Source organism: Helcococcus sp. KG196 (assembly GCF_046035495.1).
Taxonomy (GTDB): Bacteria; Bacillota; Clostridia; order Tissierellales; family Peptoniphilaceae; genus Helcococcus; species Helcococcus ovis.
In genome coordinates this window covers 39,145-51,634 of record NZ_JBFNFI010000006.1, presented here as the reverse complement: position 1 = coordinate 51,634, position 12,490 = coordinate 39,145, and the positions used below count along the sequence as shown (strand labels likewise).

The following is a 12,490-nucleotide window of genomic DNA, read 5'->3' as shown; positions in this document are numbered from 1 at the left end:
CCATCTATTTTTATATGAAGGTGTATTTTGAAAAAAGAAGTTATTATAAACTATATAAAAAAATTTAATATTGAAGAATATAAATTGATAAAGGAAAATGCAGATTTTTTGTTGGAAGACAAAGTTAGATTTGTAAATAATTGGGCTATGGAAAGATGTGAGGATATTGTAGATTTTTCTGATTTTAATTGGAATAAAATTTATAATAATGATCCTGAGTGGGCATTTATGGTTAATCGTCAAGAGTATTTGATAGATTTATTTGTTACATATGTGTTGGAAAATGATATAAAATATTTGGATAAAATAAAGAGACATATTTTTGAAAAAATAAAAAGTCTAAATCAAAATGAAATGAATAATAAAAAATTATATTCTAGAACATTGGATACAGGAATAAGAATTTCTCAGTGGATTTTTCTATTAAAAAATAATTATCAATACGAACTATTTACAGATTTTGAAGTAAGTTTAATTAAAGACAGTATAGTGAAACAAATAGAATTTTTATATGAAAGTTTTGAAGAAAGATATTATTTAAGTAATTGGGGAAGTATACAAATTGTTGCTGTTTTACAATTTAACTCACTTTATAAAGGAATTTTAAACGAAAAAGTAATAAGTTTTTTTGAAAATGCTCTTGTTAAAAATGTAAATATTTCTATATATGAAGACGGAACTCAATGGGAACAATCAATAATGTATCATAATGATGTTATGATGTATTTATTATTTTTACTTATTTGTGATGAAAAATATTCAAATATTTTAAGGGATAAAGTATATAAAATGGGACAATATTTGTATCACGCTATAGGTCCGGATAATATTCAATTTGCTATTGGTGATTCAGATTTTACAGATACGAGAGATATTATGACTTGGTTATCTATATATTTTAAGGATAAGAAATTTAAGTCAAAGGCGTTTAAACACCCGGACATTATAAGCTATTTTAGATTTTCTGAAGAAGATATATTGTATTTTGAGATGATGAGTCCAAATCCGGAAAAAAATTTTAATAAATTTTATAAAGATAGTGGACATATATTTTTAAAAGATGAGAATTTTCATGTATTTTTCAAAAATGGAGTAATGGGAAGCTCGCATACTCATAGTGATTTAAATAGTATAAATTTTTATTACAAAGGAAAACCGATTGTTATAGATTCGGGAAGATATACATATGTTGATGGTAATTATAGGAATTTATTAAAAAGCATGGAGGCACATTCTTCTTTGATAGTTGATGATGAATGTCCGGAAATTGTAAAAGGTTCATGGGATTATAATAGATATCCGGAATCATTATCTCTAGAGCTTATTCAAAATGAATTTATTCAATATATTGAGTCAGCTGTATATGGAGAAATAAGTAATTATAATTACATTCATACTAGATATTTAATAAAATTTAAGGATAAGTGCTTATTTGTAATAGATAAGGTTAAAATGAAAGGGAAACATAAGGCTAATATTAGATTTATTTTAGATGAAAATATTAATGAAATAAAAAATTATGGGTTAAAAATATTAGGTGAAGAAAAATATTTTTGTAAAGAAACAAAGATATCCAAAAAATATAATACTTTGGGAAATTCACAAATGTTGGTTAGAGAAGAGGAGTTTGAAGATTCTTTATATATTTCTACAGTTTTTTATGATGAAAGTATTGATATTGAAAAAATTAGTATAAGTCAAACTAATAAAGGGGAAGAATTAATGGGTTCCTTTGCATGGAAGATAAGAGATGAAAAAGAATACATATTGAATCTTAATACTGAGCAAATAATAACAGGAAGTAAAATTTTAAAAATTTATGAAAATGATATTCTAACAAGAGGAAAATGTGTTATTATAAATAATACAGATAGTAAATATTGTAGAATAAAATCATAAAATATGAGGAAAAGATGGCACAAAAATTAACTATTAAAGATATTGCAGAGATGGCAAACACATCTAAGACGACGGTTTCATTTTATTTAAATGGTAGAACTGATAAAATGTCTAAAGATACATATGAGAGAATAAAAAAAGTAATTGATATTACAAATTTTGTACCCAATAGATTAGCAAGGTCTTTAAACTTAAAAAATTCAAATTTGATTGGGGTTTTGATAGGTGATATAACTAATGTATTTTCAAATCAAATAGTAAAGGGTATTGAAGAAATGGCTAGTAAAAATGGATATCAAATTATAGTTGGAAATAGTAATTATTCCCCTGCAACTGAAGAAAAATATATTGATAGGATGTTGCAAATGGGTGTTGATGGATTTATAATTCAACCTACTACAAATTTTGTTAAGATATCTTCTAAAATTGCTAGATCAAACAAACCTATGGTTTTCTTTGATTCTAAATTGTATGATAAGGAAAATAACTGGGTCAAAACTAATAATTTTGATGCGGTTTATAATGCTATAAATAGTTGTATTGATAGAGGATATGAAGATTTTTATTTAATAGCTGCGGATCCGTCTATGCTAAGTACTAGATTAGAAAGATCTCAAGGGTTTATAGATGCATTAAATAATAGAGGATTAACATATAAAAATCTTGTTATAGAAGATAATGTAACAGAGATTGAAGAAATAAGAAAATTTTTTAATTCAAATATAGATTTAAATAAAAATTCTTTGATTTTCGTTCCGAATTGCTGGGCTTTACAAAATGTAAGGACTGCATTACAAGATTACATGAAATATTCTCCTAAGGTAGGGCTTTTAGGATTTGATAATACTGAATGGACTAATTTTACAAATCCAAGTATTTCAACTATTGTTCAACCAGCATATGACGAGGGGAAGGAAACAGCAAGAATTTTGATTGATTTAATCAAAAATGATGATGAAAAATTACATCAACATATATTGGATTGTCATGTAAATTGGAATGATAGTACGGATTTAAAAATATAGGGATGAGTAATTTATGGTTACAGTAGGAATTTATGATATTAATGATGAAATAAGATATGCGGTATCAAGTACAAAAAATAAAAAAATGTTAGTTTCTGGGAAAGATGAAATTATACTTGCTACTAGGACGCTGGAATATAACCCCGGAGATTACATAAAAGTTTCTGTATCAGATAAAAATAGTTTTTTATTTGTGAAATTAGATGAAACATTTGAAGAATCATTAATTTATTTTGGTGATACAACAGAGTTTATTTATAAAATTCCTTTTGGTTCTCAAAAAGAAGCTATGAAAGCCGAATCTTTTTCAGGTAGGTCGGTGTTAATAAGTGCTAGGTTTCCTGATGAATCAGAAATTAAGTCTTATCAAAATTTAAGTAAAAATAGACATGCGGTGGATGTTAATCAAAATGTATATCCTTTTGCATCTACAAATTCCGGGACATCAAGACCGGCATTTATGGCTAAAAATGCTATAGATGGTATTTATGCAAATGATGATCACGGGGTGTATCCATATCAATCTTGGGGAACAAATCAAAAAGATGATGCTAAATTAAAAATTGAATTTGGCAGAAATGTAAAAATAAATAAATTAGGAATTACCTTAAGAGCAGATTTTCCTCATGATACATATTGGAAAAATTTAACCTTACATTTTTCAGATAATAGTAAACTGAAAATTAATTTAGAAAAATCTTCAAAGACTCAATATTTTGATATTGATGAAAAAGAAATTTCTTGGGTTGAGGTAAAAGATTTAATTAAAGGGCAAGAGGGAGATTTTGCTGCATTGACCCAAATTGAATTATGGGGATATAATTTATAGAAATATTTTATTATAATTTTAAAAAGTTGTTGTTGCATAATAAAAATTTTACTTATTTTGCAACAGCAACTTTTTTGATTTTATAATTATTTTCTAACTTCTTTTAGTATTTTTCTTGCTTCTAAACATAATTTTGTAATTTCATCCCATTTTTTTTCTTCAATAAGTTTTTTATCACATATCCATGATCCTCCAACGGAAATAATTTTATCAAATTCTAAGTATTCTCTTAAATTGTTTATATTTATAGATCCTGTCGGCATAAATAATAGATTTCCAAATGGGGCTGATAATGATTTAATAGTTTTTAGCCCGCCATAATTTCCGGCGGGGAAAAATTTTACAACTGATAAATCTGAATTTATTGCTTGCATTACTTCTGAAGGAGTAATGGCACCGGGTATAACGGTAATATTATTTTTTTGAGAAGTTTCAACTACATTTTTATCAAAACCTGGAGAAACAATAAATTTTGCTCCGGCATTAATTACATCAAGTGCTTGGTGGGAATTTAATATTGTGCCGGCTCCAACAATCATTTCTGGAACATTATTTGAAATTTCTTTTATACTATCAATAGCTGCGTTTGTTCTAAAAGTAATTTCTGCAACATCTATTCCCCCTTTTAATAATGCTTTAGCAAGTGGAACTGCATCTTCCTTATTTTCTAGTACTACTACAGGAATTATTCCACAATTTTTAAATCTTTCTAATATATCCATATTTTTCTCCTTGTATGATTTATTTAACTAAATTATATCATTTTAACAAACTTTAGTAAACTAGTTAATTATATTGAAAAACCAACATTTTAATAATATAATAATATATAGAAAAAGTGTGTTTGGAGGCATAAATTGAAAAATATAGTAACTTTAGGTGAAATAATGATGAGACTTTCTACAAGTGGTTTTGAAAGATTTGTAGGTGCTAAAAATTTAGAAATACATTATGGTGGAGGAGAGGCCAATGTTGCGATAGGATTGTCTAATTTTGGACATAACGCAAAATTTGTAACAAAATTACCATTGAATGATTGGGGAAAATCTGCAATTAATACCCTGAAATATTATGGAGTAGATACTTCAAATATTATTGGAGGGGGAGATAGAATTGGCATATATTATGTTGAACCTGGTGTTTCTATGAGATCTTCAAAAGTTATATATGATAGAAAAAATTCTTCATTTTCAAAATCAAATTTTGATGAGTATGATTTTGATTCTATCTTTGAAAATTGTGACTTATTTAATATTTCGGGCATTACTGCAGCAATTTCTAAAGAATGTAAAGAATTGACAAAATTTGCTATAAAAAAAGCTAAAGAAAAGGGATGTTTGGTAAGTTATGATTATAATTACAGAAAAATGCTTTGGGAAAGAGAGGAAAGTATTGAATTTTTAGAAGAAATTTTACCATATGTGGATATTTTAATTGGTTATATTCCAAAAGGGATAGATTGGGAAACTAATGAAATTAATTTTGATGAAGTAAAAAATGGTTTTGAAAATCTTAAAAAATTATATAATATTAAGCTAATTACAAGTACCATAAGGGAATCAGAATCAGCTTCCGATAATAAATTGTACGCTATTTTATATGATGGGAATGATTTATTGGTATCAAAAAAATATAAAATAAGGGTTGCAAACAGAATCGGTGCTGGAGATGCTTATACAGCAGGATTTTTATCAGAATATTTATATGATTCATCAAGTAGAGATATTTTAGAATTTGCTATAGCTTGTTCTTCATTTAAGCATACAGTAATGGAGGATTTTAATATTTGTACTAGAGAAGAAATATTAAAGATTTCAAAAGGAGATGCATCAGGAAAAGTTGAAAGATAGAAAATATTAGATTTGGTAGTAATAGCCTATATCTATTTTTGTATTGTGCTATAATAATATAAAATAATACATTTTATATAGGAGAAATTATGTTTAAGAATAAATCTAAAAAGCTATTCATTATATTTGCATTAATGGCTTTAATATCAGGTATTATAATATTTATAACAAAAACTAAATATCCGGAAACGCTTTTTAGTATTTTGCTAAGTTTATTTATTTTATTTCTTTCAATAGCACTAATTTTTCTTGTGATTTACTCATTTATTGATATTAAGGAAAAGATAAAGAATAAAGATTACATTGGTATAGTAATTTGGATTGTTTTTATAATTGTTATTGTGCTTATAAGATATTTTCGTAAAGTATAATTAACAAAAATATAAAAAACTTATTTTGTAAATTATATTTAATGAAAATTTAAATAAACCCTATTTTGTAAATTATACTTTACAAAAACATTATTGACTGGCTACTTGAAGAATAGGAAAGTGAGGGATATATGAACTTACATGGTATAGAAATTCCTAATAAAATAATTGACGCACTAAGAGACGATAAGCTTGTAATATTTGCCGGGGCTGGGGTATCTGTTGATATGCCCACAAATTTGCCTAAATTTAACGATTTAGTAAGGTTTTTCTCAAAAGGAAGATTTAAAAATTTTATTACATATGATGACAATTTTAATCGAAATGATCAATATTTGGGAAAAATTGAAAATGAAAATGCACTTGTGCATACAAGCGTTGCAGATATGTTTTCTAAAGAAAACTTACAATATAATGATTGGCATAAATCATTGGTGGATCTTTTTGGAAGAAGAAAAAAGGTTAAGATAGTTACAACTAATTATGATAAAATGTTTGAAAAAGTTTGTGAGGAAAAAGGTTTAAATGTAAATATATATTCAAATCCGGCATTACCATATGGAGATGATTTTAGTGGAATAGTTCATATTCATGGGATTGTAGATGAACCTAAAAATATTGTAATTACTGATAAAGATTTTGGAAGAGTATATATGTATCATTCAAATGTAACGAAGTTTTTATCTGATTTATTTAATTCTAATTATGTAGTTTTATTCGTTGGTTATAGCTATAATGATTTAATTATGAGATATTTTACTAGAGCGATTCCTAATTTAGATGAGTCGAATAGATTTATATTTATTGAAAAAAGCCTGGTAGGGACAGTGTCTTCTTTGGGAGTTACACCAATTTTATATGAAGATGGAGATTATGAAACAGTTCACAAGGCTATAAGTAAAATAATTGAATTTACAAATAGGGATGCTTTTTCGTGGGAAAGTAGAATTACTGAAATTTCAAGTGCGAATCCAAGCTTTTTAGATTTACAAACTGATGAAGAGTTAAAACACATCTTAAATGATATTCATTTAATGGATAAATTTTTGAAAAATGTGAACAATTTAGGTTGGTTAGTTTATTTTAATTACAAGGGATATTTATCTAATTTGTTTAAAAATGATAATTTTACGGACTTTGATTATATATTCGGTAATTGGATTTTGAAAAATTTTTTGGGAAAGGATTTTGAAGAATTCAAGTATCTATGTGTTAAAAATAATTTTAATTTAAATTTAAATTTTCAAAAAATGATTATCGATGACTTTGAAAATATTAGTGATGATAAAATTGAACAGATATTATCTTTTATTAAGTTAGAAAAAATGGATGTAGAAATAATAAAAAAAATATCTGAAAGAATTTCAATGACTAAACTTGAATATTATAAGTTGAAAGTTTTTAAAAATTTAATACGATTTAAGTACGAATATAGGAAACTTACAAACTTTTTAGAAAAAAATTCTGGAAATAAGCAAATAGAGATAAATGCTACTACATTTGCTAATAAAAATTCTATAATGAAATACTGGAATTTATTTTCTAATTTTTCTGATGAAAGTTTGATTGATTTGCTCTATTTTATGACTAATCAAATTATAAATTTATATAACAAAAAATCTTTGGGTAGTATAGACATGACTTTTTCGAACTTTGATGTTTTTAAAAATGATGAAGTTAATACTGAGATTGATGCATATATAAATGTTATGAAACAAATAACTACTAAGATTGTAAATGACACCGAACTTAAAATATGGATTAATAAGTTTTTTAATTCGGACATAAAAATTCTTAGAAGATTAAGTTCTTATGTGTATATTTTGAGAAATAATGAAAATCTTATAAGTTTATTTGATAATATGAGAAAACTTTCTGATTTTGAAAAGGAAGAAATAACATTTTTGATTAAAAAGTTTTATCCGAGTGAAAAAAATGAAAGTTTATTAAAATATAAAAATAGTAATATAGAAATAAGAAACATCACAAAATCTGATTTAGAGGCGAATGTTGTAGAAAATATTAATTATATATTAAATTATGAGGGGGCGAATAAATCCAGAAAATCTATATTGAAGGATATTTCGGAAATTTCCGTTAAAAATTATGATTTTGCAATGAAAGTTTTGGATGTTTTAATATATAAAAATAAGCTAAATTCAGATATTTGGGATTATTTAATAAAGGGATTAAGTGAAAATGAAATTGTATTAATTAAGTTGATGGATGTTTTGAAAAAGCTTGATCATCCTATGATTCTTAAAGAAAAGACTTATATTTTATCTCTTTTTATAAAAAGAATTATTGAAAAAAATGATTTTTCAAAATATAAGGATATGATTTATATTTTGGTAGAATTTTTAATAAAATTGATACAAAATGCTAAGAATTATAATCCTGATAAAGTATTGGCATGGTCTGATATAACGTTTAGTTCTACATATGGTGTGATTGCTCATTGTTATATAAGAATTACTCAAAAAAATTATGAATTTAATTTTAACAATGAAGAAATAAAATTATTTATGGAAAAAAATATTCTTTCTTTGTTAAATAATTCTGAAGCGAAGGATTCAAAATTTGTCATAGTTGGGAATTTGTCAAATTTATATACAATAGATAAAAACTGGACTTGTGAAAATTTGATAGAAATATTTAGCAGTGAAGATTCATCAGAATTTGAAATTGCTTGGAAGGGATTTTTAACATTTTCACGTATATATCCGGAAATTTCTATATTGATGAATAGTAATTTTCAATCTGCCATAAGAAGAATTGGTGAATTAAGAGATTTGAAATATCATCAAGAATTTGTAAAATCATATTCAAAGCACATTTTAAATATAACGGATAATCCACTAGATAATTATATTCCAAATATATTTCTATTAAAAAAAGAATATGTAATCGTATTTTATCAAGTTTTAGTAAATTATTTGAGTGAAAATGGTGAAGAAAATAAATTAGTAATGTGGGAAAATTGGATTAAGGAGTTTATTTTTAATAGATTAAACAATTTGCCTATAAAATTAAAAGCTGATGAATTAGAATATATTATTCAAATACTGGTAAATATTTCTGATGAATCAGATGCTTTTAGATTGTTCAATAAATTGCCGAAATATGAAAATCAAAGATTTGATTTTATTTTGAATATTGATGTTTATGATTATGTGAAAAGTCATCCTAAATCTATGAATTATTTAATTACCTATATTACAGATATTTTTGTAGTTCAAAAAAAACAAACGCCTGATGTAAGAGTTTTAGATAAAGTTAAGGAAATTGCTTCTATGTATGAAAAATTGGAATTACAAGACAATTTTGTTTATAATAGTAAAATATTAGGAATTTAGTAAAGGTAGTACTATGGACGATTTACATTTAAAAAATGCAATTTCTTTGAAAGAAATTGAAAGGTCTATTCAAAAAACATATAAAATAGAGACGTTTTCAAAATTTTTAAAAGCACTCGATGAGTATAATTTAATAGAGAATGGAGATAAAATAGCAGTGGGAGTAAGTGGGGGGAAAGATTCTCTCCTTTTGGCTAAGATGTTTCAAATGCTTCAAAGATTTTCCAGAGTGAAATTTGAGGTGGAATACATCGCTATGGATCCTGGATTCAGACAAAGTGATAGAAAAAAATTAGAAGAAATTTGCCGATATTTAGATATACCTGTAAAAGTTTTTGAAACCAACATATTTGATGTGGTTTCAGAAGTAGCAAAAGATAGTCCTTGCTATTTATGTGCGAGAATGAGAAGAGGGAGTCTGTATAGTAAGGCTAAGGAATTAGGGTGTAACAAGCTTGCACTTGGACATCATTTTAACGATGTAATTGAAACAATTATGCTAAATATTTTATGGGCTGGAGCGTACAAATCAATGTTACCTAAAATAAAAAGTCAAAATTTTGAGGGACTTGAGCTTATTAGACCTTTATATCTTGTGGAAGAACGAGATATTATTAGGTGGATAAATAACACTGGTATAGTGCCGATGGACGAAGCTTGCCCAATAACAAAAAAAGAAAAAGATAGTCAAAGGGCAAATATTAAAGAACTCATTGAAAATATGAAAAAAACAAATCCAAATGTAGAAAAGTCTATTTTTAAATCATCAGAAAATGTAGGGATTAAAGCTGTATTAGGATATATAGATGATGGAGAAAAACATTCATTTTTAGATGAATATGAAAAATGAAAATATTATAAAAACCTGTGGTCAAATGATTTTAAGTTTATTTGATCACAGGTTTAAATTTTATTTAATTATTAAATTATTATTTTAAATTTTTTAACATACTTGATAAGAACCACTTATGTTTTAAATATGCTGTTGAATGATCTTCCATCATGTTTGCTACATAGAAATTACCTTCTTCATCAGCTGCTTTTCTTACATCTAAAGCGAATTCGTTCATTTCTTTTACGTATTCCAAAGCTAATTCTATAGCTTCTCTATCTGTAAAAGATCTTTGTTCTAAATCTGATAGTGTTGTTTCAGCAACGTATTCTTTCATTGATGATAGAGGAGTTATTCCCTGCATTTTTAATAATTCTGCAACTTCATCTAAATATGCAAAACCTTCATCATAAAGAACTTCTAAATATTCATGTACTTGTTTGAATTGACTACCTTCTAAGTTCCAGTGTAAGTTGTGTAACTTTACGTTTCCAAATGCTAGATTTGCTAAATATGTGTTTAATTTTTTCATTATATACCTCTTTCTTATAACATTATTTTATTATTACTTATATTTTAATTATACCCAAATTAAAAATATTAAACTTTTTATGATATAATTAATAAAAATATAGGAGTAAATATGATTTATATAGTTTTGATATTATTTTTATCGATAGGGATAGTTTATAATTTAGTAAAATACGTTGATATTCAATATAGAACTGCAATTACAAAATCTAATTATATTTCATTTATAACAATGGCGATATTGTTATTTGTGGTTATAAGTTTTGCAAGATATAATTTTTATAATTATATTTTGGCTATCTTGTTATTATTATTTGCAATTTCGGGTATTATAAGTAAAGGATTTAATAGAAGAGGGATTATTACAACGGGGAATATAACTTTCCTAGCAAAATTTATAAGATGGGATAGTGTGAAAAATATGGAATTAACTTATCTAAGTGAGGGTTATGTGGACTTGATATTATCTACAGACACTTTTGCTTTAAAACATAGATATCCTGAAGAATATGAAGAACTTTTATTAAAAATAAAGAAAGAATTAAAATTATAAGGGGAATTATGAAATTTTATGGAACAATGATTTGTGGTGACACAATACACGCAGATAAAGTTTTAAGAAAAAACAAAATAGAAGTAGAATATATTGACATTACAGCTAAGACAAGATTTATGAAAGAATTTTTAGCATTAAGAGATTCTAGGGTTGAATTTGACAAAGCAAAGTCAGATGGGAAAATTGGTATACCGGCATTTTTATTAGATGATGGTACAATTGAATTCGATGTATACAAATTAGAAGGTGTTACAGAAAAAATTGATGAAGATAAGGAAGATGAGGCACCTCAAATGTGTGGATTTTAATAGCTTTACAGGGGGGATAATGAATAAAATTAAATATTTTTCATTTTTAATATTTACTCTTATGTTAATAGTGGGCTGTTCTAATAATTCTGGTAAGGTATCACATAGTACCGTTAAAAAACAACAAGAAATTCAAGAGCAAGATTTATATATTAATGGAAAAAAAGAAAAAGTTAAAGTATTTAAAAACGTTAAGAAATATAATGTTGAATATAAGGATAAATTATTTGTTTTAGATGAAAGTCAATATGAAAAATTAAAAAAAGAGGATAATAAATTACTTTTAACATTTGATAAAAAGATTATTGAAAATTTTGATAAAAATAATATTGATACATATAGAAAATATGGTACATTTTATCAAGTATTATTAAAAAATGGAGAAACTTTACAATTTTTTGATAAGCCAAGTGCAGGTAAAGAGGCGAGTGGAGATGATTTAAATTCAAGAATTGTTGGAGTTTATAAGCATGGAGATCATTGGCATGTAAAATTGGATGATGGTAGTGAATATATTACACATGATGATCCTACACAAATTATTCCTAATGTAAAAGTTGGAAAATATGAAGGAAGCCATGACGGAAAAGAAAAAAATATAAATTTAACTAAAAATAAAGAGAAAAAAGAAAAACCTAAAAAGAGCCTAAATCTTATGAGATATTATAAGATTGAAGAATTGAAAGATAAGGGGATTGTAAAAGCTTCTGTTCATGGAGATCATTGGCATTTATTTGATGCTAATGGTAAAGAATATATTACTCATGAAGATCCTCGTGGAAAATTAGATGGAGTAAAAATAGAAGAATATACTGGTAAAGGTGAATAATATAATAACTATAGTCTAATCTGAAATATGATTAGACTATTTTTGTATTCTACTATTTAGCTATAGTGTTTTGTGTTAAAATATATATAATAAAAAATTACAGG

Annotated in this window: 12 protein-coding genes; 10 read left to right on the top strand and 2 right to left on the bottom strand. The window is 25.5% G+C overall.

Annotated elements, in window-relative coordinates:
* The first annotated feature begins 27 nt into the window (after window positions 1–27).
* From ABGF45_RS03905 to ABGF45_RS03895, 3 genes are read left to right on the top strand one after another with little or no spacing between them, the layout of a single operon-like run.
* Window positions 28–1,899, top strand: coding sequence for a heparinase II/III family protein (locus ABGF45_RS03905; RefSeq protein WP_134744246.1), 1,872 nt, complete (start codon window positions 28–30; stop codon window positions 1,897–1,899).
* 14 nt (window positions 1,900–1,913) lie between these two features.
* On the top strand, window positions 1,914–2,924 hold the full coding sequence (locus ABGF45_RS03900) for a LacI family DNA-binding transcriptional regulator (protein WP_134710943.1): 1,011 nt from the start codon (window positions 1,914–1,916) through the stop codon (window positions 2,922–2,924).
* Window positions 2,925–2,937: 13 nt separating this feature from the next.
* Window positions 2,938–3,753: a hypothetical protein gene (locus ABGF45_RS03895; protein ID WP_134710944.1), complete on the top strand. Its 816-nt coding sequence runs from the start codon at window positions 2,938–2,940 to the stop codon at window positions 3,751–3,753.
* Between the two features lie 86 nt (window positions 3,754–3,839).
* Here ABGF45_RS03895 and ABGF45_RS03890 read toward each other — a convergent pair whose 3' ends face one another.
* Complete coding sequence (locus ABGF45_RS03890; protein ID WP_134710945.1) at window positions 3,840–4,475, bottom strand: bifunctional 4-hydroxy-2-oxoglutarate aldolase/2-dehydro-3-deoxy-phosphogluconate aldolase; 636 nt, start codon at window positions 4,473–4,475, stop codon at window positions 3,840–3,842.
* Window positions 4,476–4,610: 135 nt separating this feature from the next.
* On the opposite strand from ABGF45_RS03890, the gene ABGF45_RS03885 reads away from it, so the two are divergent.
* The 4 genes from ABGF45_RS03885 to ABGF45_RS03870 all read left to right on the top strand — a co-directional run bounded on the left by ABGF45_RS03885 (window position 4,611) and on the right by ABGF45_RS03870 (window position 10,180).
* On the top strand, window positions 4,611–5,603 hold the full coding sequence (locus tag ABGF45_RS03885) for a sugar kinase (RefSeq protein ID WP_134710946.1): 993 nt from the start codon (window positions 4,611–4,613) through the stop codon (window positions 5,601–5,603).
* A gap of 89 nt (window positions 5,604–5,692) precedes the next feature.
* Window positions 5,693–5,974, top strand: a complete 282-nt coding sequence (locus ABGF45_RS03880) for a hypothetical protein (RefSeq protein ID WP_134710947.1) — start codon at window positions 5,693–5,695, stop codon at window positions 5,972–5,974.
* Window positions 5,975–6,105: 131 nt separating this feature from the next.
* Entirely contained in the window at window positions 6,106–9,330 is a 3,225-nt protein-coding gene (locus tag ABGF45_RS03875; RefSeq protein ID WP_134744247.1) for an SIR2 family protein, read from the top strand.
* A gap of 13 nt (window positions 9,331–9,343) precedes the next feature.
* On the top strand, window positions 9,344–10,180 hold the full coding sequence (locus tag ABGF45_RS03870) for an ATP-binding protein (RefSeq protein ID WP_134710949.1): 837 nt from the start codon (window positions 9,344–9,346) through the stop codon (window positions 10,178–10,180).
* A gap of 79 nt (window positions 10,181–10,259) precedes the next feature.
* Here ABGF45_RS03870 and ABGF45_RS03865 read toward each other — a convergent pair whose 3' ends face one another.
* Window positions 10,260–10,694, bottom strand: a complete 435-nt coding sequence (locus tag ABGF45_RS03865; protein WP_134710950.1) for a DNA starvation/stationary phase protection protein — start codon at window positions 10,692–10,694, stop codon at window positions 10,260–10,262.
* A gap of 111 nt (window positions 10,695–10,805) precedes the next feature.
* On the opposite strand from ABGF45_RS03865, the gene ABGF45_RS03860 reads away from it, so the two are divergent.
* The 3 genes from ABGF45_RS03860 to ABGF45_RS03850 are packed head-to-tail and all read left to right on the top strand — an operon-like array spanning window position 10,806 to window position 12,386.
* Window positions 10,806–11,246 carry a hypothetical protein gene (locus ABGF45_RS03860; RefSeq protein ID WP_134744248.1) on the top strand — a complete coding sequence of 147 codons (441 nt, stop codon included), beginning with the start codon at window positions 10,806–10,808 and terminating at the stop codon, window positions 11,244–11,246.
* Window positions 11,247–11,254: 8 nt separating this feature from the next.
* On the top strand, window positions 11,255–11,557 hold the full coding sequence (locus ABGF45_RS03855; RefSeq protein WP_134710952.1) for a glutaredoxin: 303 nt from the start codon (window positions 11,255–11,257) through the stop codon (window positions 11,555–11,557).
* Window positions 11,558–11,576: 19 nt separating this feature from the next.
* Window positions 11,577–12,386, top strand: a complete 810-nt coding sequence (locus ABGF45_RS03850; protein WP_134744249.1) for a hypothetical protein — start codon at window positions 11,577–11,579, stop codon at window positions 12,384–12,386.
* The last annotated feature ends 104 nt before the right edge of the window (window positions 12,387–12,490 follow it).